This is a genomic window from Microbispora rosea, assembly GCF_044460045.1.
GTDB classification, from domain to species: domain Bacteria; phylum Actinomycetota; class Actinomycetes; order Streptosporangiales; family Streptosporangiaceae; genus Microbispora; species Microbispora rosea.
Map to the genome: position 1 here is coordinate 1,339,280 of NZ_JBITJO010000001.1, position 23,966 is coordinate 1,363,245.

Sequence of the window (23,966 nt, forward strand, 5' to 3'; positions counted from 1 at the left end):
ACAGCGGGCTGAAACACCGGGTTGAAACACCGGGTTGAGACACCCAGCCGAGACGCCGAGCTCGACGCACCGAACCGGGAGGAGGAGGCGTGCACCACAACCGCCTGCGCACCGCGGTCCTGCTGGGAGCGCTGTCCGCGTCGCTCCTGGTCGCCGGGGCCTGGCTGGGAGGCGGCATGGGCGCCCGGATCGCGGTCGTGGCCGCCCTCGCGGTCAGCGGCGTCGCCTACTTCTGCGCCGACAGGATCGCGCTGTCGGCCTTGCGGGCCCGGCCCGTGGCGGAGGTGGAACAGCCCGTCCTCTACCGCGTCGTCCGCGAGCTGTGCACCGAGGCCCGCGCGCCGATGCCCCGCCTGTACGTGTCCCCGACGATGCAGCCCAACGCGTTCGCGACCGGGCGCAACCCGCGCAAGGGGGTGGTGTGCGTCACGCACGGCCTCCTCGGGCTGCTGGACGAGCGTGAGCTCAAGGGCGTGCTCGGCCACGAGCTGTCGCACATCCACAATCGCGACATCCTGATCTCCTCGGTCGCGGGCGCGCTCGCGACGATGATCACGTATTTCGGATACGCCGGCCTGTTCTTCGGCTCGGACGACGACGAGGGTCCAGGGTTCCTCGGCGCCATCCTCGTGATGATCCTCGGCCCGGTCGCGGCCACGATGATCCAGATGGCGATCGCGCGCTCGCGGGAGTTCGCGGCCGACGACGCGGGCGCACGGCTGACCGGCGACCCGCTGGCCCTCGCCTCCGCGCTGCGCAAGATCGAGATGGAGGTCCGGAGGCTGCCGCTCCCGGAGAACGGCAGGCTCGCCTCCGCCGGCCACATGATGATCGTCAATCCGTTCCGGGGCACCCGGATCGGCCGGCTGTTCGCCACCCACCCGCCGGTCGCCGCGCGGATCGCACGTCTGGAGCGGATGGCCGGCTACCGCCGGTGACACGAGCGCGCCCATCCGGCCCGGCCCCCTTTGCCGACATACGCCGTCGACGTACCGACGTTGTTCGGCGAAGGGGGCGCTCCGGGCGTCAGACGCCGGGGTGCAGCACCCGGCTCAGGAACTCGCGGGTCCGCTCGTGCCGCGGGTCGGCGATGACCTGCTGGGGCGGCCCGTCCTCGACGATGACACCGCCGTCCATGAACACCACACGGTCGGCGACCTCGCGGGCGAATCCCATCTCGTGGGTGACGACGAGCATGGTCATGCCGTCCTCCGCGAGCTTCCGCATGACCGACAGCACGTCGCCGACCAGCTCGGGGTCGAGGGCGGAGGTCGGCTCGTCGAACAGCATCAGCGAGGGGTTCATGGCGAGCGCGCGGGCGATCGCCACACGCTGCTGCTGGCCGCCGGACAGCTGGGGCGGGTAGGCGTCGATCTTCTCCAGCAGGCCGACCCTCTCCAGGTTCTCCCGGGCGACGCGGTCGCACTCGTCCTTGCGCCGCTTGAGCACCCGCTCCTGGGCGATCGTGACGTTGCGCCGCACGGTCAGGTGGGGGAACAGGTTGAACTGCTGGAACACCATGCCGACGTGCCGCCGGGCGGCGTCGATGTCGACGTCGGGGTCGGTCAGGTCGACGCCGTCCACGACCACCGTGCCGGAAGTCGGCTGCTCCAGCAGGTTCACGCAGCGCAGCAGCGTGGACTTGCCCGAGCCGGACGGCCCGATCACGCAGACGACCTGGCCGCTCTCGACCGTGAAGTCGATGCCGCGCAGCACCTCGAGCGTGCCGAACGACTTGTGCAGGTTCTTGATCTCGACGGTGCTCATCGGCCCGCTCCCTGACGCGCTTCCATCCGCCTCGCGACATACCCGAGCGGAATCGTGATCAGCAGGTACGTCAGACCGGTCGCGAGGATCGGTGTGGGGTTGGCGTACGTGGAGGACTGGTCGTTGCCGAACTTCGCCAGCTCCACCTGGGCGGCCGTGACGCCGAGGATCAGCACCAGCGAGGAGTCCTTCAGCAGCATGACGAGCTGGTTGGTGAGCGGCGGCAGCACGATCCGGATCGCCTGCGGGATGATGATCGAGATCATCGCCCGCATGTGCGGCATGCCGAGCGACCGCGCCGCCTCCATCTGCCCCTTCGGCACCGCCTGGATGCCCGCCCGGAAGTTCTCCGCCATGTACGCCGCCGAGACGACGCCGAGCCCCAGCGCGGCGCTGCCGTACACGCCGCCGGGGAGTTCGAAGCCGGGGAACGCCAGCGGGAGGCTGCCGATCATCAGGAAGATGAGCAGGATCGGCAGACCACGGAAGATCTCGATGTAGGTCACCGACAGCCACCGGTAGGGCGCGACCGAGGACAGCCGCATCAGGGCCAGCACCAGACCCAGGACGAAGCCGAGGGCGAAGCCCGACAGCGTGTAGATCACGGTGTTGCGCAAGGCCACCGTGAACAGGTCGGGCAGGCCCTTGCCGGCGACGTCGAGGTTGAGGAACGACTCGCCGATCGCCTTCCAGTCGGCCAGCGCGGCCAGGACGACGAGGATCACCACCAGCACGGCGTACTGGACGGCCCGGCTGATGCGCTGCTTCTTGCGCGGGCTGAGCCCCTTGCGGGGCTCAGCTGGGGAGGGCGCCTGCTGCTCGCTCACAGCACTCATGATCCGGCGGCGGGCGACTCGGTTCCGGTCTCGGCACCCGAACCACCGCCGGACGCGCCGCCGGGCTCGGTGCCGAACCACTTCTTGTAGATCTCGTTGTAGGTGCCGTCGGACTTGGCGGCCGCGAGGACCTCGTCGACGACCTTCTTGAGCGCCGTGTTGTCCTTCTTCATGCCGATGCCGTACTGCTCACCGGTGTCCAGGCTGGCGACCTGCTCGAACTTGGCGCCGACGTCGGACTTCTTCAGCCAGGTCAGCACGACCGGGAGGTCCTGCACGATCACGTCCGCCTGGCCGGTCTGCAGGCCGAGCAGCTCCTTGGGCGAGTCGGCGAACTCGATCGGCTCGAAGCCCTGCTTCTTGACGTAGTCGAGGCCGGTCGTGGACGCCTGCGCGCCCAGCTTGAGGTTCTTGGCCTTGACGTCGTCCAGCGAGGTGATCCCGCTGCCCTTCTTGGCCATCAGCGCCTGGGTGGCGTCGAAGTAGGGCTCGGAGAACAGCAGGTTCTGCTGCCGCTCCGGCGTGATCGTCATGCCGGCGGCGGCCACGTCGCACTTGCGGGCGTTCAGCGCGGCGCCGCTCTTGATCGCCGCGAAGTCGATGTCCACGATGTCCTGGGTCACGCCCAGCTTCTTCGCGACCAGGTCGACGATGTCCACGTCGAACCCGACGACCTTGTCGCCCTGGTTGAACTGGAACGGCTCGTACGGGATGTTCGTGCAGGTCGTGATCTTTCCAGCGTTCACGAGGGCGACACCGCCGGGGGCGGCCGAGGCCGTCGCCGTGCCCGAGTCGGCGGAGTCGCTCCCGCACGCGGTGACGGTCAGCGTCGCCGCCAGAGCCACCGCCCCGATGCTCGCCGCTTTCCGATAAGTGGACCAGGGAGCCACACCGGCCTCCTTGCTATGGTGCGAAAACGTCTGAGGCGCAGTTTAAGCGTCCCTTATGACGGATTGGCCACTGCATGGGTTGTAGCCCGTAACGTGCGTGAAACCTGATGTCAGGGATGCAGGCCTTCCGTGAGTATGTTGAACCGTTCGAGCATCCGCGCGAGCAGCCGTACGTCATCCTCCGGCCAGGCGCCCAGCAGCGTGCGCAGCTGGCCCTCGCGCGCGGATCGCGCGTCGTCGAGCCGCTTGCTGCCCTCGGGAGTGAGGGCCAGCAGGTGGGCCCGGCCGTCCTCGGGGTCGGGGCTACGGCTGATCAGCCCCAGCTCCTCCAGCACCTTGAGCTGGCGGCTGATCGTCGCCCGGCCGACCCGCAGGTAGGCGGCCAGGTCGCTGGACCGCATGGGCGAGCTCTGGTCGATGCGGACCAGCAGGCCGTACGCGCCGGGGTCCAGTTCGGGATGCACCTTGCGCCCCATCCCGACGGAGAACGCCTTGGCGCGCCGGAGCAGGATGGCGAGCTGCCGCTCCACCGCGCAGTACGCCTCGTTTTCGCCGGCCGTGGGCGGTCGGGGAGCGATCTCCGCCTCCGTCATGGCCTGCCTCCTCCTGACTGCGTGTGGCAGGGGGTTTACCCGCGCACCGCCTGGATGTCCAGCTCTACTTTCAGTGTCGCCCCGATCAGCGAGATCCCCGCCTGGACGACCTGGTTGTAGGTCATCGCGAAATCCTCGCGGCGCAGCTCCGTGACCGCGCGGAACGCCGCGCGCAGCCCGCCCCACAGGTCCGGTCCCGTGCCCAGGTAGGTCATGTCGAGATCCACCGGGCGGCTGACGCCGCTCAGCGTGAGCACGCCGTGCACCGTCCAGCGGTCCGGGCCTGCCGGCGACAGCCCGGTGCTCCGATAGGTGATCACCGGGTGCACCGGGACGTCGAGGAAGTCCGCGGAACGCAGGTGATCATCGCGCATCCGGCTGCCCGTGTCGATGGATTCACCGACGATCTCGGCGACCACGGACGACTCCTCCGGCGTGGCGCCCATCTCGATCCGGCCGGAGAACTCGGTGAACCGCCCTTGCACGCTGCTGAGACCGAGGTGCCGGGCCGTGGCCGAGATCTTCGAGTGTTCGGGGTCGATCGTCCACACGCCGGGCGGCGGAAGCTCGGTGCCGCCCTGCCGGGCCAGCACCAGCGTGCCGGCCTCGGCGGCCCCCGAGGCGGTCGCGATCGCGGTGGACGCGGCGGGCGCGTACCCGATCGCGGTCGCGACAACCGTGTAGACCCCCGGCGGCAGCGGGGCGGTGACGACCTGCCCGTCGGCGTCCGCCTCCGCCCGCGCCACCTGATGGCCGACCGTGTCCGTCACCGTGACGACCGCGTGCTGCACGGCCCAGCCGTCCTTGCTCCTGACCAGCGCGTGCAGTCCCCTGGGCATCGTCTCGGAGACGCTCATCGCTCGTGTCCCAGCCACACGTCGTACGGCTCGTCGCCCTGGCCGCCCAGGTTCAGCGTGCTCGCCACGGGCGGGTAGCCGCTCGCGACGATCGTGTACTGCCCGCCGGTCAGATCGGTGAAGGCGTACTCGCCATCCTCGCCGGTGGTCGCCACGCCGACCACGTTGCCGGCGGCGTCGAGCAGCGTGACCCTGGCGTCGGCCAGCGGCACGCCGTCCTTGACGCGGACCGTGCCCCGCACCCGCGCGCCGGGCAGGAGCACGACGTCGTGCCGGGTCTGGCCGGTGCCCAGCACCTCGATCGGGACGGCGGCAGGACGGTAGGCCGCGCCGCTGACCGTGAGCGTGTAGGTGCCGGCCACGATGCCGGAGAAGGAGAAGCCGCCCTGGGGGTCGGTCGAACCGCTGGCCACGACCTCCCCTCGCACATCGGTCACGACGACCACCGCGTCGGCGACCGGCGCCCCGTCCGCCCCGCGTACGGTGCCGACGAGCCGGCCCGAGGCCGCGAGCACCATGTCGAAGTCGAGCGGCTGGTCGCCCACGACCAGCGTCGCGACCTGCGGCTCCCGGTCGCCCGCCGACGCGATCAGCACGTACGTCCCGCTGCCCGGCGCCTGGAGCGCGTAGCCCCCGTCGTCCCGGGTGACCGTACGGCCGAGCTGGTGGCCGCGCACGTCGATCAGCGTGAGCGTGGCGCGGCCCACGGGCACGCCGTCCTGGCCCTTGACGAACCCGCGGATGCCCACGCCGCCCGGCTCGTGCGTCTCCATCGCGAGCGCGGCGTACGGCTGGGCCTGCGTGGCGGTGAGGACCTGTGCGTTCAGAGGCTGTGTGTTCAGGGGCTGTGCGTTCAGGAGCTGCGTGGCGGCGTGGCCGTTCGGCGAGGCGAACTCGGGCTCGGCCGTGATCGGCCGCTGCAGGTCGTGCTGCTGCCTGTCGCGCTGGGCGTGGCGTCCGGTCACGGCGCCGTTCGGCTGGGAGGCGACCTCGGGGTCGAGGGTCTCGTCGGTCTCCGGCGCGTCGGCGCGGACGGTGATCGCGCTGGTCCGCAGCGGGACCTCCTTGATGAACAGCACGGCGATCAACGCCAGGAGGCTGAGCGGGGCCGCGTAGAGGAACAGGTCGCCGATGCCGTGGCCGTACGCGCTCTCCACCGCCGTGCGGATCGGGGCGGGCAGCGCGGAGAGCTTGGGGATCGCGCCGCTCTCCTGGCCGGTGCCGCCGTGCACGCCCAGCGCGGCCAGGGCGTCCTCCAGGTAGTGCTTGACGCGGTCGCCCATCAGGGCGCCGAGGGCGGAGACGCCGATCGCGCCGCCGAGGGAGCGGAAGAACGAGACCACCGAGCTGCCCGCGCCGAGGTCCTCCGCGCGCACCTGGTTCTGCACCGCGAGAACGAGGTTCTGCTGGCTCATGCCGATGCCGATGCCGACGCAGAACATGAAAATCGCGACGAGCCAGTAGTCGGTGTCGTACCGGAGCGTGCCCATCAGGGCGAACCCGGCGGTGAGGAAGAAGGTGCCGGAGACCAGGAAGACCTTCCAGTGGCCGGTGCGGGTGATGATCTGCCCGGAGACCGTGGAGGAGATCGCCAGACCGAGGATCATCGGCAGCGTCATCAGACCGGCCACCGTGGGCGTTTCGCCCCGGGCGAGCTGGAAGTACTGGCTGAGGAAGGTCGTACCGCCGAACATCGCGACGCCGACCAGCACGCTGGCGACCACGCTGAGGCTGACCGTCCGGACCCGGAACAGGCGCAGCGGGACGATCGGCTCGCTCACCTTCGACTCGACCACGAGGAAGAGCAGCGCGAGCACGACCGCGCCGCCGACCATCGCGCCGGTCTGCCACGACAGCCAGTCGTACTTGTTGCCGGCGAAGGAGACCCAGATCAGCAGCAGCGAGACCGCGGCGGTGATCAGCGTCGCGCCGCCCCAGTCGATGCGCACGTCGCGCTTGAGGACCGGCAGGTGCAGGGTCTTCTGCAGCACGATCAGCGAGAGGACCGCGAACGGCACGCCGACGTAGAAGCACCAGCGCCAGCCGAGCCACGAGGTGTCGACGATGAGGCCGCCGACGAGCGGGCCGCCGATCGTGGCGACGGCGAACACCGCGCCCAGGTAGCCGGAGTAGCGTCCGCGCTCCCGCGGCGAGATCATCGCGGCCATGATGACCTGGGTGAGCGCGGTGAGGCCGCCGGCGCCGAGGCCCTGGATCACTCGTGCCGCGATCAGCATGCTGGGGTTCTGCGACAGACCGGCGATCGCCGAGCCGATGACGTAGATGGTCAGTCCGAGCTGGATGAGGATCTTCTTGCTCATCAGGTCGGCGAGCTTGCCCCAGATCGGGGTGGACACCGTCGTGGCGAGCAGGGTCGCGGTGATCACCCACGTGTAGGTGGTCTCGTTCGCGTGCAGGTCCGCCGTGATCGTGGGGAGCGCGTTCGACACGACGGTCGACGACAGGATCGCGACGAACAACCCCAACATCAGCCCCGAGAGCGCCTCCAGGATCTCCCGGTGCGTCATCGCGGGGGCCGCCGTGCCCGGCGGCGTCTCCCTGGTCATCGCAGTCGCCATCGAAGTCCTTCCCCGTGTGATCAAACTTAGTTTCCCTAAGCAATCATATAGTGATCGTTGCTTCGGGCAACCAAATAGTCGTGGCGCGGGGATGCCCGGAAACGACGAAGGCCCTGAACCCGCAGGTCAGGGCCTTTCCGTCAGTGTCGTGCTGTGACGCGTCTCACCGGTAGTTGACGAACTGGAGGGCGATGTCGAGGTCCTTGCCCTTGAGCAGGGAGATGACCTGCTGGAGGTCGTCTTTCTTCTTGGAGCTGACCCGGAGCTCCTCGCCCTGGATCTGCGCCTTCACGCCCTTGGGGCCCTCGTCCCGGATGAGCTTGGAGATCTTCTTGGCGTTCTCCTGGTCGATGCCCTCCTTGAGGGACACCATCAGGCGATACTCCTTGCCGGACAGCTTCGGCTCGCCCGCGTCAAGGATCTTGAGGGACAGGTTGCGCTTGACGATCTTCTCCTTGAAGACGTCGAGAACCGCGTTGGCCCGCTCCTCGCTGTTCGCCTTGATCTCGATGTCCTTCTGCCCCGACCAGGAGATGCTCGCGCCCGTGCCCTTGAAGTCGAAGCGGTGCCCGACCTCCTTGACCGTCTGGTTCAGGGCGTTGTCGACCTCCTGGTGGTCGATCTTGCTCACCACGTCGAAACTGCTGTCGGCCATCGGTGTCCGTGTCCTCTCTCCGTTGCCCTTCGAGATTAGTGGGCCCCGATGTGATCAGAGGTCTTTCCTCATGACGACGCGGGGCGACACCTCTATGCCGAGGGCCCGCTCATGCTCGATCAGCGCGGTGAGCTCCGGCCCCCACTCGTGGGGTTGTACGACGCGGAAGCCGCGCCGGGCGTACCAGGGGGCGTTCCACGGCACGTCCCGGAAGGTCGTCAGCGTCACCGCGGCGGTATCCGCGAACGTTCCGGCCGCCGCGCAGACGGCATCGAGGAGCCGCGTTCCGATCCCCTGGTTGCCGTGATCGGGATGTACGGCGATCTGGTCGAGGTGGGTCAGGCCGTCGACCACCCCGAGCAGGGCGAACCCCACCGGCGGCCGACCGGCCACGATGACACGCCTGGGATCGACGCACTCTTCGACGACCGTGGTGCCCGGCGGGAAGACGATGCCGAGCGGTACGAACATCCCGTCCGCCGCTCTCTCGATCTCCGCCAGCGCCGCGAGATCCGCCGACTCGGCCTGTCTGATCACCGTTCCACTATGACCGGTGGACCGCCGCGCCCGCTTCCGGGTTTCCGGGACCCCCGCCCGCCACGCGAGGGGCGAGCCGGAACCCATGTCACGTGCACCCGGGAAGTCCGCTATTCTTCTACCTGTCGCCGCGGCGAGCGGAAGACAAGGCAGGTTGCCCGAGTGGCCAAAGGGAGCGGTCTGTAAAACCGTCGGCTCAGCCTACCCAGGTTCGAACCCTGGACCTGCCACCAGCAGGAAAAGTGGCCCCTGACCAGTAGAAATGCCGGTCGGGGGCTTCTTCGTTTCTTGATCCGTGAGTACCCCTGATTCCCCGTGTCTGACCCTGGCTTAGGGCACGCTCGGGGCACGCGATCGGGGTGCTCCTGCGCGGACGCGCACGCCTCGCCTCCCTGATCATCCCGTCTGCCTCGACCCACCGCGGAGCGGCAGCGGGCCGGGGACGGAGGGGCAAGCCCGTCTTCGCGTGTACGTCAGCCGGTCGCCGTTCCTCGGCAATTGGACGTCAGGGGTCACAGACGGGCTTGGGCCGTAGGAGCCGGTCTGCTGGGCTTGCCTGGGTCGTGGCGGGCGGGATGATCAGGCTTCCACCTCAGCCAGCTACGGACTCGGCCGCAGCGCGGGCGATCATCCCGGAGCCGAGGCCCCCGCCGGAGGCATACTGATCGAATCAGGACGGCAGACAGGGGACGAGGGCGGTCATGGGGGCATGGGGCACTGGCCCGCTGGACAACGATGCGGCGGGTGATCTGCTTGATGAATTAGGAGAGGCCCGGCCGGAGGACCTGCCCGATCTGCTGGGGTCCAAGTTTGCGTGCGTGATCGGTGTCGAAGGCGGTCTTGATAGCTGGGAGACCGAACAAGCTCTGGCCGGGGTAGCGCTGGTGGCTTACCGTCTTGCCGCTCAACGAGGGTATCCGCTGGAGCTTGATGAAGACCTTGAACCGATACGGTTTGAGGTCTCGGAAGAGTTGAGACATCAGGCTGAGCGTACGGTGCGGCGCGCACTGATGCCCGAGGACAACGAGTGGTACCACTTGTGGACACTCTCGAACGGGATCGACAAGGCGCAGGCTGAGCTCGAGCCCTACCTGCGCATTCTTTCGACGTAGGAGCGAGCGCGGGCAATAACGGGATGCTGTTGCCCATGCGGCGGTGTGACGCTCACGTCGGCGAGATGCTTTGGTACGGCGGGGTGTGCGCACGGCGGGCGGCCCGAGCCGCTGCCGGCCGGGACCGGCCCCCAGGCCGCACGCCCGGACGGCGGGCGGGCGATGGGCCGCTGTGCGGCGGCGCGTCGCGCCGCCGCCTTGATCCTTAAGAGGCCAATTCGGCAAGACCCACGCCTTCAGGGTGATGATTGGAAAATCACCGCACTTTTCCGAACGTATGATCGCAATCGAGTGATCACGGTGTGCTGCCTGATAGGTTGCGACCTATATGGGAGGCGGTATGCTGGTTCTCGAGCCCAGAAGACCCCGTCGGGGGGTCAGCGCCCGAACGGGGTCTTCTCGCATATGGCGAATGCAGAAGCACCTTACAGGCGGGGTCGGCGGCTGCCGCACCTTGCCGCCTGCCATCGGTCGCTCAGGCTCAGGATGGAGGTGATGGCGATGTCTAAGAAGACGGGCAAGCCGGGACAGCCGGCTCCCACGTCGGGGCAGTACCGCCCGAAGGGCGGTGGGATCGAGGTGACGGTCCCGAAGGGGCACCGTCTCCCGCCCACGCCGAAGCCTGGCCAGACTTGGGTGAACGTCGATCCGACGAAGAACAAGAGCGGTCGCTGATGATCGCTTGACCGGGACTCCTCGTATGAGGGGTCCCGGTTTTTCACAGTAGGCGCCGATGGAGAAGGTAGATGGGCGGCCGAGGGGGAAAGCGGAGCGGCGAGCCTGCGCGTTCGACGGGAGACGCATCGTCCCCGGCCGCGCGCAAGTGGATCTGGTTTCGCAGCGATCGGGGAGGGCGGCCCCGTGCCAGGGATGAGTTCGAAGATCTTCCTGCAGAGGGGCAGGCGGGGTTGGCGAAACGGGTTGACCGTTATCTCAAGGGGGAGTCGCGGTTCAAGGACGTGGACTCCCTCGGAGACGGGATCTTCGAGCTGCGACACCGGCACCTCAACAACCACTACCGTGTCCTGTTCATGCTGTGGGGACCCCACTGCGTAGCGTTAACCGCCTTCTACAAGAACCAGGCCAAGACGCCGAAGGCGGATCTGGACAGGGCCAAGGCCAGAGCTGCACGCTGGCGAGAAGTCTTCGGTAAGGAGCCGGCCACCTGAGTCTCAACATTCAACATCTGGTTGTCTTAAGCTGCCAGGTTGGGGGTAGTATCGGTTTGAACCTATGCCTAGGGTGGGCGAGGCGCAGGGGATCTTGGAGTGGGAGCCGATGATGAGCATCCATGGGAACGGCGTGCCTGGAGCTGGTCCAGATCACTTTGAGGATGAGTTCGGTTCTTATCTCGAGTGTGCTAAGCAGAACCCGGTTTTTCGGGCTGCATACGAAGATGCCGAGGAGCGCCACGGCATCATCGATAAGTTGGTAAAGCTGCGACGGCGGATGGGTTTGTCGCAAAAGACGGTAGCTCTGCGAATGCAAGTGCGACAGCCTACAGTCTCCGGATTCGAGACCGAGGGTAGCGATCCGCGTCTGTCAACACTTCAAAGGTATGCGAGAGCAGTAGGCGCACGGATAAAGCTTGTCGTGATAATTACGGCAGAAACTGATTGGATATCGACAAGCACCTTGGCATATAGAGGTACGAGAAGTACGCAGGCTAAAGTGGTCTCTATCCGCAAAGGGGACCTTGCTAGCGCTTGGGAGGCTAGCTCCTCTGGAGATGATTGGGTAGCGTCGGCATGAGCGAGCTTGCTGATATGGCAGATGCGCAGCGAAGGGCCGCCCGTATATCTGCACGTGCTGAGATAAGTGACGTTCGTCTATTGAACGCGAAGGTGGAGATTGTCCGCCTACCGGGACTTAATGCGCCACTTGCCTACAACCTCGACCTCAAGCCTGTAGTTGAGTATGAAGAAGGCAGTAGCTCTTTTGTGGTGAGGGCCGCGTATCAGCTGCTTGTCGCTGAGCAGCGACCGGGAATTAGCGATCCTTTTGAAACTAACGATACTGCTATCGCGAATATCGAGTTTGAACTCGCGGGTCTTTTTATGCTGCACCTTGATCGGAAAGAGGACCCTCCTAGTCCCTCCGAACTTGAGGCCTACGCAGAAAGCACGGGGCAGATTGCCCTTTATCCATTCGCGCGCGAGTATATATACGACATAACTGGGCGCATGGCATTGCCTCCGCTTACCATCGGTGTGCTAAAAGTACGTGAGATCTTGGTTGGCTAGTCCGATTCAGGCTTAGCTGCGCGGTCTGATCGCTCGTACCTATGTGTGACCCGCATTGCGGACAGCATCCACATAAGCGACGCGACCTCTGATTTGGGCGGCAAAAGCTTCGGCGGTGGCGGTGGCTAGGGGTTCGATGTACTCAATTCCCTCATCGGTGCGCTTGGATGCGATGAACCATCCTGCTTGATAGACCCCGTCTCCGATAAAACGCTTAACCATCTCCTGGTAGCGTTGATTGTATGACATGCCCTTGAATGTCGGATCTGTCGGAAAGAGCGCGTTGACGGACCGGTTTTCTTGCTCAGTTTCGCTTGTCTCCTCCAGAACGAAGACGTACCCTAGCCACGGCGGGACCTCGCCATACGCTGCGTTCTTAGTTTGTGCCGCATGTGTATCTGTAGCTGTGCCTAGAGCTTCCTCAAATCTGTTGTTAATGTTCTTGCCTACGCTGCCGACTTGAGACTTGAACTCGATGGCTGCCACCAAGATTCCGTCGCAGATGACGACCAAATCCCACTGCTTTCGCACCCGGTAGTAGCCGGGCAAGTACGGTTGCCGCTCGATGATGCAGTGATCTGCGATACCTGCATCTAAGAACTCTTGCGCAACCAGCCTGGTGATGCTGCTCATGTGCCCGTTGGCGCGGGCGGCTCCGCCGGCTCTGCCTTGGTCTTCGAGTGCGGCGGCCTGGGCTCCTCGCGTGTTCCAGAACGCTTCGACTGCTTGCTGAACGTCTTCTTTGCGCACGCCTCTTGCTCCTCTCGGCCCAGTGGGGATAGGGCCGATGACGATCAAGGCTACAGCGGCGCCGGTCGATCAAGCCAGGGTCCAACTCTGGACGCGACCGACCCTGCTCGCCATGCTGGACACTCGGCAGGGCGGGTGCAACTGTCGATCACTAGATCCTCGTAAGGTGGCAGCGTGGAACCCCTCGCTCTTGATCTAAATGTCGTGTCGCCGGCCATCCTGGCAGAGATCCCAGATGAAGCAGTGGAGCACGGCGAGGTCTTCACGCGTAGGTGGGTGGTCGAGATGATTCTTGACCTTGTCGACTACCGGTCGGACAGAGACTTGGCGGCAATGCGACTGGTCGAGCCTGCCTGTGGAGCTGGGGCATTCCTTGAGGCCGTGGCGCGACGCGTAAGCGAGTCCTGTAGGAAACACGAGAGGCCAGTTCTCGATGCAGTAGCCGCCGTCACGGCGTTCGACCTCTTGCCTAGGAACGTCGAGAAAGCTCGCGCACTAGTTCGGCGCGTGCTGGTTCATGAAGGATGGAGCGACGACCACGCTCTAACAATCGCCCGCGCTTGGGTGCGTCGTGGCGACTACTTACTAGAGGGTCGAGCTAAAAAGAGTGTGGACTTCGTAGTAGGTAACCCGCCATACATTCGGCTAGAAGACGTGCCTGAAAGTCGCACAAATCTGTATCGCGCTCTATGCCCCACCATGGTTGGGCGCGCCGATATCTACATCGGATTCTTCGAAGCCGGGCTTCGATCTCTGCGAGACGGTGGGCGACTTGGTTTCATCTGCGCTGACCGTTGGATGCGCAACCAATATGGCAGAGAGCTACGCCGTCTAGTAACGAGCGAATACGCTCTAGATGCTTGCATCACTATGCATGATGTCGATGCATTTGAAGAGCAAGTTGCCGCCTATCCCGCAGTGACTGTGCTTCGTCGCGGCCGGCAAAGGTCCGCGATCGTTGCTGACACAACGCGAGACTTCGGTGAGACTGCCGCCGGCGAGGTCATGACCTGGATTGGGCAAGCCAGCGACGAAACAACGCGAGGTGTTTCATACGAGGCGGCAAGGTTGCCGCACTGGTTCTCGGGTGACGATCTCTGGCCAACAGGGTCACCTGCTCGGCTGGCTGTACTGGAAGACCTCGCTAAGCGCTTCACGGCACTCGGAGACTCGGCCTCGGGCGTACGAGTAGGCATCGGCATTGCAACTGGAGCCGACAAGGTTTTCATCACGAAAGAGCGAGACGCGGTCGAGAAGGAGCGCTTGCTACCCCTGGCGATGGTTCGGGACACGACAACCGGATACTTGGAGTGGTCGGGGCACTACCTCGTCAATCCCTGGAATGATCAGGGCAACCTCGTAGACCTCGATGATTTCCCCAAGCTGCGCAGCTATCTCGCAAGAAACGCTGCTGCTCTGCGTGGGCGTTACGTAGCTAAGAAGAATCCAGACAAGTGGTATAAGACCATTGATAAGGTGGAGCGCGGGCTCGTAGATCGTCCGAAACTTCTATTCCCGGATATGAAGCTCATCAGCCATCCCGTTCTAGATGAGGGCGGCCATTACCCGCATCACAATCTGTACTTCGTCACATCAGAAGTATGGGATTTGAAGGTGCTTGGCGGCCTTTTGCTTTCTAAGGTTGCTGAAGCCTTCGTAGATGCGTATGCAGTAAAGATGCGAGGGAAGACGCTGCGGTTTCAGGCACAGTACCTTCGCCGTATCCCAGTACCGCTGCCGGAGGCGATCAGGCCGGACCATGCTAGGAGATTGGCTGATGCCTTCGTGAAGCGTGATGTCAAGATGGCTACGGCTGCGGCCCTTGAGGTCTACGGAGTGGCGGAATGGCCGGAGTAGCGTCCGCGATCGAGGTACATGTCACTGCAAGCAGTCGGGGCGAGGCTGACCGGATCTGTTCAGAGATCGTCGCTCGACGTCTGGCGGCGTGCGCTCAAGTAGTCGCGCCAATCTCCTCTACCTACTGGTGGGCCGGTGAGGTTCAGCAGGCGGAGGAGTGGTTGTTGCTCATAAAGACGACCGCTGATCGCTTCGAGGACCTTGCGGCCTGCGTGCGTGAGTTGCACTCGTACGAGGTGCCTGAGATCGTCGCGGTGCCGATCGTGCAGGGGACGCCGGATTACCTGGAGTGGATCAGGCGGGAGACGGTCCCAGAGCGCGGCGAGTAGCGCGGATGTCGCCGAGTAGTTCACGGGCGGCATGGTCTGGCCGGGCGGCAAGGGCCTTCTCGACCTTGGCGAGGTGTTGCATGCCCCAGGTGGATTCGGTGCGCTGGGCTGCTTCGAGGGCGCGGCGGGCGTAGGCGACTCCCTCGCTCACGTCGCCGATTTGGAGCTGTGCCTGTGCGATGTCGGCGTAGACGACGGACACGCGCTTTTGGTCCTCGTCTTGGCCGAGAGCGGCAAGGGCGGCTTGGCCGGCCTCTGTCACGTGCTGCTCGTGGCCGAGCCGTACGTAGGTCGAGAGCTGGAAGGCGGCCATGCGTCCGGCGTCGAGGAAGCGGGTCCATGCGCGCTCTCGGTGGGGCCGGGCTCGGGTGTGGGCTTCCTCGGCTCGCTGCAACAGCTCGACGGCCTGGCCGTCGCCGAGTGAGGCCAGCTCTTCGGCTTCGCGGGCGAGCAACCATGCGCGGGTCGCGTCGTCTCCTTCGGCCGGGAGGAACTGCTGGGCGCGTCGGATGTGCTCGACGGCCTCGGGGCCGGTCGTGGCGTACGACCGGTAGGCGTACGTACATGCCTGGATGACGCGGTGCCCGCTCTCCTCGGCGGCCAGGGCGGCGACGCGCTCGAATGAGGCCGACTGCGCGGGCTGCTTGAGGTCCCAGGCAATCCAGGACGCCAGCGTTGCGGCTTCGCCGGCTGTTGCCGCCAAGCGGCGCCGGTAGCGCTCGGGCGGGCCGCTCTGAAGCAGGGTGCTCAGCTCGTTAATGTGCGTCGTGAGCCCTTGGTAGATGGCTCGGGCGGGCATGACGTATTCGAGCCGGTGGAAGCCGATGGTGCGCGCTTCGAGCCGTTCAATCGTGTCGTCGTCGAGCACCTGCGGCCCCCTCAGCGCACGGGAAAGGCGCTCCCAGGGGTCCGCGATAGAGGCCGCGGTTTCGGCGGTCATTCCGGCCGCGAGGAGCAGCATCGTTCGTCGGTCCATCCGGGCATCCAGCCTTCCCACTACCCAGGCCAGCGTCAGAAGGTCGACATCCCACAGGTCGTCAGTTGGACGCGGGCCAATCACCACGCCTTCGACGCTAAGGAGCTGACTCGCTGGCATCCCATCCCGAGAAGGGATAGCGCGACGGGATGAGGCAGCGTCGATGATCTGGGATCGGCCGGACGAGCGGGGGGCGAGTCCGAGAGCGAGCCGGGCCGGGTCGGGCATGCGCAGTCCATCGGCGATGCGCTCGAACACATCAAGTGCGGTGACCTGCGCGCTTCCGCGCATGATCTCGCTGACCTTGCCCTGGCTGAGGTTCACGGCAATGCCGATGCGAGTCTGACTCACGCCCGCGTATTGCCTGATAAGCCGGAAAACCTGCCCGATGTTCCGTTTCTTCAGGGCGTCGAGCATTTCGGGGCGCTGCCAGAGGTCGGGCGGGATCATGACCGGTTCCGCCGCTTCTGCGGGCATAAGGCGCTTCCCCTTGCGTCTGCTTGACTGCCTGTATTTCCAAGCTTCCGGGTTGGGGTTAACCCGTCAAGGGATATCGGCATGCCCGGCCGGAATATCGGCGCGGGATGGGTTGAGCGACCTGCAATTACGACCCTTGCCCCATGGTTACGGAGACGGAGAGGTGCGGGGCCTGCCGGGGGAAGGGCTGGCGGCTCGTTCGGCGGGCGTCGGCGGATGCCGAGTACCGGCTTAACGGCGTGATCGTGGAGCTGTCCACGGTCGAGTGTTTCGAGTGCTCGGGCTCGGGCCGTAGGGCGGTGGCGTCATGAGCGCCGATCGGCTCGTGGCGGGCCGTCGCCCCCTGGCCGTTACCGCTGCCCAGTGCGCCGAGCGGCTGCGCCTGGAGCTGGAGCAGTACGGCGTGGCCGCCGACGTCCATGAGGGGTACGGGCTGGCGCTGGTGTCGGTCTGGGTCGAACTGGTCGTGTGGACCGATGGCCGCTGGTTCCGCTGGCGCTCGGGCCGTACCTCGACCAGCGGGCGTCCCGTCTACGCCTTCGGCCCGGCCTCTGACGTCGTCACCGCTGCTCGGCGGGTGGCTCACCGGTACGGGCAACTGCGCCAGCAGTACCCCCGTCCGCCATACCTGGCGGGAGATGCCTCGTGAACGACCTCGACGAGCCGGACCGCCTGCACAGCGCACACGTCCCCATCCGCCGGGGATACTTCCGCAAGCTGGAGTGGTGGAAGCCCACACCTGCGCAGCGGGTCCTGATCCTGGCCTGGACCTGCGACTGTCAGGCCAGGTTCTACGAACTGTGCCAGTCCGGCGGGCTGGCCTACATCCGCCGTACCGTCCAGAAGGACGAAGAACCCGAGATCGCCGAGACGCACCGGTGGTCGGTCCGGCAGGGCTGGGCGACCTGGTTCGACCTGCTGACGGGCGAGGTCCGTTAGGGCTGCGGTCGGCTGCCCTTGGGTTACGGGCTCCTGTCGGCAATGGGCCTTCGCACGACACACCTGCACTGCTAGCCTGCTTGGCTAGACAGGCATGTTGAATGCGGGGCTCTGATGTCATTTGAATACACTCCTCCCAAGTACGCCCAACTGATCGCCGAGCTTGAACGGCGCATCGAATCAGGCGCATATCCGCCCGGCTCACCGCTGCCGAGCGAACACCAACTCATGGCCGAATTCGGCATGGCGCGGCCCACGGTGGTCAAGGCGCTGGGCGTGCTCCGAGATCAGGGGTGGATCGTCACCCATCAGGGCAAGGGCCGATTCGTACGCGGCCGTCCCGCCATCGCCTCCGGACGGCAGGTCCGCACGGGCCGGGAACTGCTCGACCGCAAAGAGACCCAGGTCGGAAGCTCGCTGCTGTCGGCCGGGCCGGTGCCGGCCCCCAACCGCATTGCGGCCTACCTCGACATCACGCCCAAGTCGCCGGTCGTCCTCCGCAAGACCCTCGTCACCCGCGACGACGAAGCATCTGAGATCTCCTCCACCTGGGTGCCGGCGGACGTGGCCGAAGGTAGCCCGCTGACAGAGCCCGAAGATCTCAAGCAGGGTGTACGGCGCTACGTCGAAGCCGCGGCCGGTGTCGAGCTGGACCACATCGTCGAGCATGTGACCGCACGCAACCCCACTCAGGAAGAGCGCGACCTTCTCGGCGTCAAGACCTCGGCCGCGCTGCTGGCTGTCTATGCCGTCGCCTGCGATGCGACCGGCAAGCCGTGGGCCGTCGTGGAGACGGTCCTTCCCGGCGATCGTCACGAACTTGAGGACGCCTACCCGATTAGGTAATCCAACTTTCCCGCCTGAACCCACTTGGACTGCTTGACTAGCCAAGTGGGTTCAGTGCTTAATGGAGACACAACTTGGTCAGTCAAGGTGGCTGACAGTACAAGAAGGGAGGGCGGTAATCATGGCTCTACAGGGACCCATTCCGATCAGCTTCGGCCAGATCTTCCCCTACGGCTGCTACGCCGTGGGCGAGGTCGAGCCGGTCAAGGACTTCGAGGCGTCGAGCAACGGCCGCTTCGTCCAGGCGCGGGACAAGCAGACGGGCGAACTCGTCTGGCAGATCCCCGTGATGGACGCTGACCCGTCGCTGAAGGCGGCGCAGAAGACCGTGGCCGTCAAGATCCTCGCTCCGGTTCAGCCGGTGCCCCCGGCCCCGGTTGCGGGCCTGCCGTTCACCCCGGTCGAGTTCGACGGGCTCACCGTGACCCCGTACGTCAACGGGTCAGGACGGCTCGCCTACTCCATCAGGGCACGGGAGATGCGCGCTCCTCGCGCTCACGCCAAGGCGGCCAGCAACGGCAAGGAGGTGGCGGCGTGAACTGGCGGCCGTACACGCACCTGTCGATGTCGGTTGATCCCGGTGAGCGTCCCCGCATCGGCGTCTCGTTCTACGGCTCGATCACCGCGGTCAGCGCGCGAGTGCTGGAGTCGGGGCGGCCGTACCTGGTCCTGGAGTCCGGCGAGGCGGACGTGACGGTCTCGGCCACTGGGGCGGCCGGGCCGGTTACCGCCGAAGACCTGGACATCGCCCGGCAGATCTTCAACGCCGCCGCAAGGTACCTGGCCGACTGCGAGCGCCTGCACGCCGACCACACCGAACACGCTCAGGCCACCGGTCCGGCGGCCTGACACAAGGACGGGGCCGCTGGAACTGGCATTCCAGCGGCCCCCGGGATCTCTCATACACGCCAATGCCTGAGAGGACACCAAGCCTAATGTTCAAGAAACTTCCCGGCGACGAGGCACGCAACCTCGTCTCCACCACCCCGGACACGGCCGTGGTCTTCCGCCCGGCCGTCATGCAGACCCCCGCCATCGTCACCCTGGCGATCTGGCTGTCGCGGCTGGTTGCGGGCCTGGTCCGTCTCGTCGTGCGGCATCCGGTCGCCGTGGCCGTCCCGGTCGGTCTCGGGGTGATCTGGACCCTGTACGGCTGGCGCCTGGCCCTGGTGATGGCCGGATTCCTGCCCTCGGCCGGACTGTCGTGGGCGCTGCTGGATCGGGCCTCGTTCCTGCGCCTGGTCGGCTGGCCCCTGCTCGCCTGGTGGCGGCTCGTCGCCGTCTACCGGCGGCACTGGCAACCGGTCATGGTCGTCTCTGGCCTCGGGCGGCACATCCGGGGCCGTGACTACCTGCCTCGCCTGGTGCGGGTGGAGTGTGACGGCTGGGCCGACCGCGTCAGCGTGAAGATGCTCCACGGCCAGGCCGTCACCGACTGGGCCGACCGCATCGAGCACCTGGCCCACGGCTTCGGCGCACCCTCCTGCCGGGTGGCCGTCGCGCGGGCCGGGCGGCTCGTGCTCACCTTCCCCCGGCGCGACCCCCTCGCCGAGCCGCTGCCCGCCGTGCCTATCCCTGAGGTTGCCTCGGTGGGGCCGGTGGAGGTCGGCCGGTGCGAGGACGGCTCACCGCTTCGGCTCAAGGTCCACGGCACGCACGTCCTCATCGCGGGCGCGACCGGGGCCGGTAAGGGCTCCTACCTGTGGTCGACAATCCGCGGCCTCCTCCCGGCGATGCGGGCGGGCCTGGTGCAGGTGTGGGCGCTCGATCCGAAGCGGATGGAGCTGTCCTTCGGCCGTGCGCTGTTCGGCTCCCGGTACGCGGCCGATCCGAAGGAGTGCGCCGATCTGCTCGACGAGGCCGTGTGCGTGATGCAGGAGCGGGCCGACCGGTTCGCCGGCCTCCAGCGCTCGCACACACCGACCGTGGCGGACCCGTTCGTCCTGGTCCTCGTGGACGAGGTGGCGTTCCTGACCGCCTACCAGCCCGACAAGCAACTCCGTCAGCGCATCACGGCGGCCCTGGCGACCCTGACCACGCAGGGCCGGGCGGTGGGCGTCGGGGTCATGGCCGCGCTCCAGGACCCGCGCAAGGAGGTCATGAACATCCGCAACCTGTTCCCCGACAAAATCGCACTCCGGCTCGATGAGTCCGAACAGGTGGACATGGTCCTCGGCGACGGCGCACGCGACCGGGGAGCCCTGGCCGATCACATCTCACCGGTCCCGGAGCTGGGCGCGGGCGTCGGCTACGTCCGATTGGAGACCTCCCCCGATCCGGTGCGGGTGCGCGCGGCCTACGTCTCCGACGCCGACATCTCCGCGATGGTCGCCGAGTTCGCGGGGGAGGGCCGATGATGCGCCTGGCTCACATCCTCGACGGCCTGCGCTGCTCGGGCTGCGGCGCCCTGGACGTGCTGTGGCTCGACCCGGTGCGCGGCATCGTCGAGTGCCACGAGTGCGGCGAGAAAGCCACCGTCATCGTTGATGGCCTCGACCTGGTCGACGCCCTCGACGGGTGCGGGGGTGACTGGTGACCAACCCGCACGACCGCTCCACCCCTCGTGCCGTCCGGATGGCTCAACCGCTGGCCCGTGAGGTCGTGGAAGAGATCGCCAAGCAGTACGGCGTGTGCATCCGCCCGGTTCCGCTTCGCCGGCAGGACATCCGCACCGGTCAGGTCGAGGTCATCGACGTCCCCTGTGGGGCGACCTTGGAGAGCAAGTGCCCGCCGTGCGCCAAGCGCAACCGGCAACTCCGGCGGGCGCAGTGCCGGGAGGGCTGGCACCTCGACCACGAACCGATCAACCTCCCCGACAACCCCGACGACTATCAGCGGCACCTCGTCGAACTGCGGGCCGACGCCCAGGCATGGCGGGACGAGGTCGAAAAGGCCGGCGGCGACACCACCGACCTGGACGCCGCAATCGAGGACCTGGACGAGGAGATCAACCGGGCGGGCATGCGCGGCAACGTCCTCGGCCGCACCTCCGGCAAGCGCACGCGCTCGACCAAGCGGCGACAGGACGCCCCGGACCTGCCCAAGCGGCAGATGACCAAGACCACGCTCGGGCGGACCTTCACCGGCTCGGACGGCAAGACCTACCGGCCCTCCATGTTCGTCACACTCACGCTCCCGTCGTATGGGCGGGTGCTGGAGGGCGCGCCCCTCGACCCGGACCAGTATGACTACGGCCGGGCGGCCCGCGACGCCCTTCACTTCTCCAAGCTCGTGGACCGCTTCGTGCAGAACCTCCGCCGGGTCGCCGGATATGACGTGCAGTACTTCGCCACCGTCGAGCCGCAGAAGCGGCTCGCCCCGCACCTGCACATGGCGATCCGCGGCACCCTCCCGCGTGCGGAGCTGCGGCAGATCATCGCCGCCACGTATCACCAGGTGTGGTGGCCTGCGACGGACACGGTCCGGTTCGAGGGTGACCACCTGCCGGTGTGGGAGGACGGGGCCGGCTACCTCGACCCGACCACCGGGGAAGTGCTACCCACCTGGGAACAGGCTCTCGACGCTCTCGACGCCGACGAGGACGCCGAACCCCTGCACGTGCTGCGCTTCGGCGATCAGGCCGACATCAAGGGTGTGCTCGCCGGAACCCCCGATGCTGACCAGCTCATCCAGTACCTCTCGAAGTACCTGACAAAGAGCCTAGGCGACGCCCTCGGCACCGACGACCCACGCCGGAAGGCGCATGCGGAGCGGCTGCTTGAGGCGCTGCGGTTCGAGCCGTGCTCGCCGACGTGCCCGAACTGGCTGCGGTACGGGGTGCAGCCCAAGGGCGCCAAGCGGGGGATGGCTCCGGGGCGGTGCAGGGGTAAGGCGCACAAGCCCGATCACCTCGGCTACGCGGGGCGGCGCGTGCTCGTGTCGCGGAAGTGGTCCAACAAGACCCTGACCGAGCACAAGCAGGACCGGCGCACCTGGGTCCTGGAAGCCCTCGGCATCGAAGACGAACCGGTCGACCCCCACCGCTACGTCTGGCGGCCGGTCAAGCCCGGTGATCCCGACCTGGCCCCGATCGGCGTGCGCCTCCTGCGGTCGGTTCATGAACGGCAGCGCTGGCGCAACCACATGAACCAGCTCCAAGCGCTCGGCGACGGCCAAGATTTTTCGGCAACTGAAGGGAGGGCAGCGTGACCAGGAAGGCCGGACAGGAGCTCCCGTCCCTTCAAGAGCTCCTGAAGGGGCGGTTGCTCACGGTGAAGGAGGTAGCGGAACGCCTCAACACCTCCGAGCGCTTCCCCCGACGACTGATCGAGGAACGGCGTATCACCTTCGTCCACGTCGGCCGGAACGTGCGTATCCCCGAAGCGGCGCTTGACGCCTTTATCGCGGCCGGAGTCGTGCCAGCTATCACGCTCGACGGCTACGAGGGCGGGAGGGCCGCGTGATGGCGAAGCGGGAACGCGCTTTCGGCAACGCACGGCAACTGCCCTCGGGCCGGTGGCAAGTGCGCTACTGGGGACCGGACGGACAGCGGCATACAGCCCCTCACACCTTCGCCAAGGAGAAGGACGCGAACCGGTGGCTACGGCTCAAAGAGGCCGAGGTAGCTCGCGGCGAGTGGATCAGCCCGGATCAGGCGAAGATCACCGTTAAGGAGTGGGGCGAGCGTTGGCTGACCTCTGTCAGCCCGACGTTGAAGCCCAAGACGAGAGCGTCGTACGCCTCGCTTCTCCGGACGCTCATAGAGCCGCGGTTCGGCAAGCTGGAGGTCGGCCACGTCCGCCCGATCACGATCAGCGAATGGGTCGCCAGCATGACCAAGCGCGGGCTCAGCGCCTCGCGCGTCCGTCAGGCGTACCGCCTGATGTCTCAGATCATGGCGGCTGCCGTGCACAACGAGATGATCAAGACGTCGCCGTGCCGGGGCGTGCGGCTGCCCAGGATGCCCGAGACTGAGCCGCACATCCTGACGGAGGGTGAGGTAAAGGCCCTGATCGCGGCCATGCGGTCACCGCATGACCTGATCGTGCAGCTCCTCGCCTACGGCGGCCTGCGTATCGGTGAAGCGTTCGCGCTCCGGCGTCGTCACGTCGACCTCGACAATGGTCGTCTCCTCGTCGCCGAGTCCCTGGCGGAGATCGCCGGCAAGCACGTCTTCGACACGCCCAAGTCTCACCAGAAGAGAGAGATCGTTCTGCCCGCCTTCGTCGTGACCAACCTGAAGGCTCGTCTCTCCACGCTGCCCGACGACCCCGACGCGCTCTTGTTCACCGGACGGACGGGCAAGCCCCTTCACTACAACGCGTGGAGGCGTTGGCACTTCGACCCTGCGGTCGAGGATGCGAAGCTCAAAGACGTAACTCCCCATGATCTCCGCGCGACGCATGCCACGTGGGTAGCCGATCGGCACGGCGTCATGGCGGCGGCTCGTCGGCTCGGGCACTCCAACGCGAGTGTGACCACTCGGCACTACGCGCGGGCCGTGGAAGGACGTGACAAGGAGGTCGCCGAAGCCCTCGACGCACAGGCGGGGCACGGGGAGCGGTCCGCAGAACCGCAGGGCACACAGGGGGCACGAGAGGCGCGGCGCCGGTTCTCCTGGCCGTCCAATAGGCCGCTGACCAGCAACGGAAACGGTTGACGATCAACAACTTCCCGGCATCTGTAAAACCGTCGGCTCAGCCTACCCAGGTTCGAACCCTGGACCTGCCACCAGCAGGAAAAAGAGCCCCTGACCAGCAGTGATGCGGGTCCGGGGCTCTTTT

27 protein-coding genes and 1 tRNA gene are annotated in these 23,966 nt (G+C 66.5%); 18 read left to right on the plus strand and 10 right to left on the minus strand.

Going from position 1 to position 23,966, the window contains the following annotated elements; translation table 11 throughout:
- The first annotated feature begins 89 nt into the window (after window positions 1-89).
- Window positions 90-938: a M48 family metalloprotease gene (locus ACIBK1_RS06560; RefSeq protein ID WP_357322900.1), complete on the plus strand. Its 849-nt coding sequence runs from the start codon at window positions 90-92 to the stop codon at window positions 936-938.
- A gap of 88 nt (window positions 939-1,026) precedes the next feature.
- Here the strand turns inward: ACIBK1_RS06560 and ACIBK1_RS06565 are convergent, their stop codons facing one another.
- The 8 genes from ACIBK1_RS06565 to ACIBK1_RS06600 all read right to left on the minus strand — a co-directional run bounded on the left by ACIBK1_RS06565 (window position 1,027) and on the right by ACIBK1_RS06600 (window position 8,714).
- Window positions 1,027-1,767 carry an amino acid ABC transporter ATP-binding protein gene (locus tag ACIBK1_RS06565; protein WP_030510073.1) on the minus strand — a complete coding sequence of 247 codons (741 nt, stop codon included), beginning with the start codon at window positions 1,765-1,767 and terminating at the stop codon, window positions 1,027-1,029.
- Window positions 1,764-2,603, minus strand: coding sequence for an amino acid ABC transporter permease (locus tag ACIBK1_RS06570; RefSeq protein ID WP_030510072.1), 840 nt, complete (start codon window positions 2,601-2,603; stop codon window positions 1,764-1,766). Before ACIBK1_RS06570 ends, ACIBK1_RS06565 begins: the two co-directional genes overlap by 4 nt.
- Entirely contained in the window at window positions 2,600-3,493 is an 894-nt protein-coding gene (locus ACIBK1_RS06575; RefSeq protein ID WP_051762086.1) for an ABC transporter substrate-binding protein, read from the minus strand. Before ACIBK1_RS06575 ends, ACIBK1_RS06570 begins: the two co-directional genes overlap by 4 nt.
- Before the next feature lie 110 nt (window positions 3,494-3,603).
- Window positions 3,604-4,086, minus strand: coding sequence for a MarR family winged helix-turn-helix transcriptional regulator (locus tag ACIBK1_RS06580; protein WP_036407935.1), 483 nt, complete (start codon window positions 4,084-4,086; stop codon window positions 3,604-3,606).
- A gap of 35 nt (window positions 4,087-4,121) precedes the next feature.
- Entirely contained in the window at window positions 4,122-4,943 is an 822-nt protein-coding gene (locus ACIBK1_RS06585) for a YceI family protein (RefSeq protein WP_357314953.1), read from the minus strand.
- Entirely contained in the window at window positions 4,940-7,522 is a 2,583-nt protein-coding gene (locus tag ACIBK1_RS06590) for an MFS transporter (protein WP_197042774.1), read from the minus strand. The genes ACIBK1_RS06585 and ACIBK1_RS06590 overlap by 4 nt, the downstream gene beginning before the upstream one ends.
- A 163-nt stretch (window positions 7,523-7,685) precedes the next feature.
- Window positions 7,686-8,177 (minus strand): YajQ family cyclic di-GMP-binding protein, encoded by a 492-nt coding sequence (locus tag ACIBK1_RS06595; protein ID WP_030510067.1) that lies wholly within the window; start codon window positions 8,175-8,177, stop codon window positions 7,686-7,688.
- Window positions 8,178-8,231: 54 nt separating this feature from the next.
- A complete protein-coding gene (locus ACIBK1_RS06600; protein WP_396732829.1) occupies window positions 8,232-8,714 on the minus strand; it encodes a GNAT family N-acetyltransferase in 483 nt (160 codons plus the stop codon).
- A gap of 148 nt (window positions 8,715-8,862) precedes the next feature.
- On the opposite strand from ACIBK1_RS06600, the gene ACIBK1_RS06605 reads away from it, so the two are divergent.
- The 5 genes from ACIBK1_RS06605 (at window position 8,863) to ACIBK1_RS06625 (ending at window position 12,069) form a co-directional block, all read left to right on the plus strand.
- Window positions 8,863-8,947, plus strand: a tRNA-Tyr gene (locus ACIBK1_RS06605).
- A 468-nt stretch (window positions 8,948-9,415) separates the two neighbouring features.
- Window positions 9,416-9,826 carry a DUF4259 domain-containing protein gene (locus ACIBK1_RS06610; RefSeq protein WP_328708496.1) on the plus strand — a complete coding sequence of 137 codons (411 nt, stop codon included), beginning with the start codon at window positions 9,416-9,418 and terminating at the stop codon, window positions 9,824-9,826.
- Between the two features lie 746 nt (window positions 9,827-10,572).
- Window positions 10,573-10,995 carry a type II toxin-antitoxin system RelE/ParE family toxin gene (locus ACIBK1_RS06615; protein ID WP_328708495.1) on the plus strand — a complete coding sequence of 141 codons (423 nt, stop codon included), beginning with the start codon at window positions 10,573-10,575 and terminating at the stop codon, window positions 10,993-10,995.
- 112 nt (window positions 10,996-11,107) lie between these two features.
- Window positions 11,108-11,578: a helix-turn-helix domain-containing protein gene (locus ACIBK1_RS06620; RefSeq protein ID WP_396733164.1), complete on the plus strand. Its 471-nt coding sequence runs from the start codon at window positions 11,108-11,110 to the stop codon at window positions 11,576-11,578.
- A complete protein-coding gene (locus ACIBK1_RS06625) occupies window positions 11,575-12,069 on the plus strand; it encodes a hypothetical protein (protein WP_328708494.1) in 495 nt (164 codons plus the stop codon). The genes ACIBK1_RS06620 and ACIBK1_RS06625 overlap by 4 nt, the downstream gene beginning before the upstream one ends.
- A gap of 39 nt (window positions 12,070-12,108) precedes the next feature.
- Here the strand turns inward: ACIBK1_RS06625 and ACIBK1_RS06630 are convergent, their stop codons facing one another.
- Window positions 12,109-12,819 (minus strand): PaeR7I family type II restriction endonuclease, encoded by a 711-nt coding sequence (locus ACIBK1_RS06630; RefSeq protein ID WP_328708493.1) that lies wholly within the window; start codon window positions 12,817-12,819, stop codon window positions 12,109-12,111.
- A 174-nt stretch (window positions 12,820-12,993) separates the two neighbouring features.
- On the opposite strand from ACIBK1_RS06630, the gene ACIBK1_RS06635 reads away from it, so the two are divergent.
- Together ACIBK1_RS06635 and cutA are read left to right on the plus strand one after the other, a co-directional pair.
- Complete coding sequence (locus ACIBK1_RS06635) at window positions 12,994-14,676, plus strand: class I SAM-dependent DNA methyltransferase (protein ID WP_396732835.1); 1,683 nt, start codon at window positions 12,994-12,996, stop codon at window positions 14,674-14,676.
- Window positions 14,664-15,005, plus strand: a complete 342-nt coding sequence (cutA, locus tag ACIBK1_RS06640) for a divalent-cation tolerance protein CutA (protein WP_396732838.1) — start codon at window positions 14,664-14,666, stop codon at window positions 15,003-15,005. Before ACIBK1_RS06635 ends, cutA begins: the two co-directional genes overlap by 13 nt.
- On the opposite strand, the gene ACIBK1_RS06645 is transcribed toward cutA, so the two are convergent.
- A complete protein-coding gene (locus ACIBK1_RS06645; protein WP_396732841.1) occupies window positions 14,971-16,431 on the minus strand; it encodes a helix-turn-helix domain-containing protein in 1,461 nt (486 codons plus the stop codon). The two genes, cutA and ACIBK1_RS06645, sit on opposite strands and share 35 nt — an antisense overlap.
- A gap of 334 nt (window positions 16,432-16,765) precedes the next feature.
- Between ACIBK1_RS06645 and ACIBK1_RS06650 the strand changes: the two genes are divergently transcribed.
- The 10 genes from ACIBK1_RS06650 (at window position 16,766) to ACIBK1_RS06695 (ending at window position 23,842) form a co-directional block, all read left to right on the plus strand.
- Window positions 16,766-17,107 carry a hypothetical protein gene (locus tag ACIBK1_RS06650; protein ID WP_396732844.1) on the plus strand — a complete coding sequence of 114 codons (342 nt, stop codon included), beginning with the start codon at window positions 16,766-16,768 and terminating at the stop codon, window positions 17,105-17,107.
- Window positions 17,104-17,397, plus strand: a complete 294-nt coding sequence (locus ACIBK1_RS06655; RefSeq protein ID WP_396732847.1) for a hypothetical protein — start codon at window positions 17,104-17,106, stop codon at window positions 17,395-17,397. The genes ACIBK1_RS06650 and ACIBK1_RS06655 overlap by 4 nt, the downstream gene beginning before the upstream one ends.
- A gap of 114 nt (window positions 17,398-17,511) precedes the next feature.
- A complete protein-coding gene (locus ACIBK1_RS06660; protein WP_396732850.1) occupies window positions 17,512-18,243 on the plus strand; it encodes a GntR family transcriptional regulator in 732 nt (243 codons plus the stop codon).
- Window positions 18,244-18,364: 121 nt separating this feature from the next.
- Window positions 18,365-18,781: a plasmid replication, integration and excision activator gene (locus ACIBK1_RS06665; RefSeq protein WP_396732853.1), complete on the plus strand. Its 417-nt coding sequence runs from the start codon at window positions 18,365-18,367 to the stop codon at window positions 18,779-18,781.
- A complete protein-coding gene (locus tag ACIBK1_RS06670; protein WP_396732856.1) occupies window positions 18,778-19,092 on the plus strand; it encodes a hypothetical protein in 315 nt (104 codons plus the stop codon). Before ACIBK1_RS06665 ends, ACIBK1_RS06670 begins: the two co-directional genes overlap by 4 nt.
- 86 nt (window positions 19,093-19,178) lie before the next feature.
- Window positions 19,179-20,600: an FtsK/SpoIIIE domain-containing protein gene (locus tag ACIBK1_RS06675; protein WP_396732859.1), complete on the plus strand. Its 1,422-nt coding sequence runs from the start codon at window positions 19,179-19,181 to the stop codon at window positions 20,598-20,600.
- Window positions 20,597-20,779 carry a hypothetical protein gene (locus ACIBK1_RS06680; RefSeq protein WP_182907538.1) on the plus strand — a complete coding sequence of 61 codons (183 nt, stop codon included), beginning with the start codon at window positions 20,597-20,599 and terminating at the stop codon, window positions 20,777-20,779. Before ACIBK1_RS06675 ends, ACIBK1_RS06680 begins: the two co-directional genes overlap by 4 nt.
- A complete protein-coding gene (locus ACIBK1_RS06685; protein WP_396732862.1) occupies window positions 20,776-22,392 on the plus strand; it encodes a replication initiator in 1,617 nt (538 codons plus the stop codon). Before ACIBK1_RS06680 ends, ACIBK1_RS06685 begins: the two co-directional genes overlap by 4 nt.
- The gene (locus tag ACIBK1_RS06690; protein ID WP_396732865.1) at window positions 22,389-22,646 is read left to right on the plus strand and encodes an excisionase family DNA-binding protein; all 258 of its coding nucleotides are present in this window, start codon (window positions 22,389-22,391) and stop codon (window positions 22,644-22,646) included. The genes ACIBK1_RS06685 and ACIBK1_RS06690 overlap by 4 nt, the downstream gene beginning before the upstream one ends.
- Window positions 22,646-23,842, plus strand: coding sequence for a tyrosine-type recombinase/integrase (locus ACIBK1_RS06695; RefSeq protein ID WP_396733167.1), 1,197 nt, complete (start codon window positions 22,646-22,648; stop codon window positions 23,840-23,842). The genes ACIBK1_RS06690 and ACIBK1_RS06695 overlap by 1 nt, the downstream gene beginning before the upstream one ends.
- Window positions 23,843-23,966 lie beyond the last annotated feature (124 nt).

Excerpts from the sequence above, each read along its gene's own strand:
- ACIBK1_RS06660 (WP_396732850.1), top strand. The coding sequence starts at position 17,512 with ATGTCATTTGAATACACTCCTCCCAAGTACGCCCAACTGATCGCCGAG.
- ACIBK1_RS06570 (WP_030510072.1), bottom strand. The coding sequence starts at position 2,603 with ATGAGTGCTGTGAGCGAGCAGCAGGCGCCCTCCCCAGCTGAGCCCCGC.
- ACIBK1_RS06645 (WP_396732841.1), bottom strand. The coding sequence starts at position 16,431 with ATGATCCCGCCCGACCTCTGGCAGCGCCCCGAAATGCTCGACGCCCTG.
- ACIBK1_RS06585 (WP_357314953.1), bottom strand. The coding sequence starts at position 4,943 with ATGAGCGTCTCCGAGACGATGCCCAGGGGACTGCACGCGCTGGTCAGG.
- ACIBK1_RS06610 (WP_328708496.1), top strand. The coding sequence starts at position 9,416 with ATGGGGGCATGGGGCACTGGCCCGCTGGACAACGATGCGGCGGGTGAT.
- ACIBK1_RS06625 (WP_328708494.1), top strand. The coding sequence starts at position 11,575 with ATGAGCGAGCTTGCTGATATGGCAGATGCGCAGCGAAGGGCCGCCCGT.
- ACIBK1_RS06675 (WP_396732859.1), top strand. The coding sequence starts at position 19,179 with ATGTTCAAGAAACTTCCCGGCGACGAGGCACGCAACCTCGTCTCCACC.
- ACIBK1_RS06665 (WP_396732853.1), top strand. The coding sequence starts at position 18,365 with ATGGCTCTACAGGGACCCATTCCGATCAGCTTCGGCCAGATCTTCCCC.
- ACIBK1_RS06615 (WP_328708495.1), top strand. The coding sequence starts at position 10,573 with ATGGGCGGCCGAGGGGGAAAGCGGAGCGGCGAGCCTGCGCGTTCGACG.
- ACIBK1_RS06680 (WP_182907538.1), top strand. The coding sequence starts at position 20,597 with ATGATGCGCCTGGCTCACATCCTCGACGGCCTGCGCTGCTCGGGCTGC.
- ACIBK1_RS06650 (WP_396732844.1), top strand. The coding sequence starts at position 16,766 with ATGAGCGCCGATCGGCTCGTGGCGGGCCGTCGCCCCCTGGCCGTTACC.
- ACIBK1_RS06595 (WP_030510067.1), bottom strand. The coding sequence starts at position 8,177 with ATGGCCGACAGCAGTTTCGACGTGGTGAGCAAGATCGACCACCAGGAG.
- ACIBK1_RS06565 (WP_030510073.1), bottom strand. The coding sequence starts at position 1,767 with ATGAGCACCGTCGAGATCAAGAACCTGCACAAGTCGTTCGGCACGCTC.
- ACIBK1_RS06580 (WP_036407935.1), bottom strand. The coding sequence starts at position 4,086 with ATGACGGAGGCGGAGATCGCTCCCCGACCGCCCACGGCCGGCGAAAAC.
- cutA (WP_396732838.1), top strand. The coding sequence starts at position 14,664 with ATGGCCGGAGTAGCGTCCGCGATCGAGGTACATGTCACTGCAAGCAGT.
- ACIBK1_RS06695 (WP_396733167.1), top strand. The coding sequence starts at position 22,646 with ATGGCGAAGCGGGAACGCGCTTTCGGCAACGCACGGCAACTGCCCTCG.
- ACIBK1_RS06590 (WP_197042774.1), bottom strand. The coding sequence starts at position 7,522 with ATGGCGACTGCGATGACCAGGGAGACGCCGCCGGGCACGGCGGCCCCC.
- ACIBK1_RS06620 (WP_396733164.1), top strand. The coding sequence starts at position 11,108 with ATGAGCATCCATGGGAACGGCGTGCCTGGAGCTGGTCCAGATCACTTT.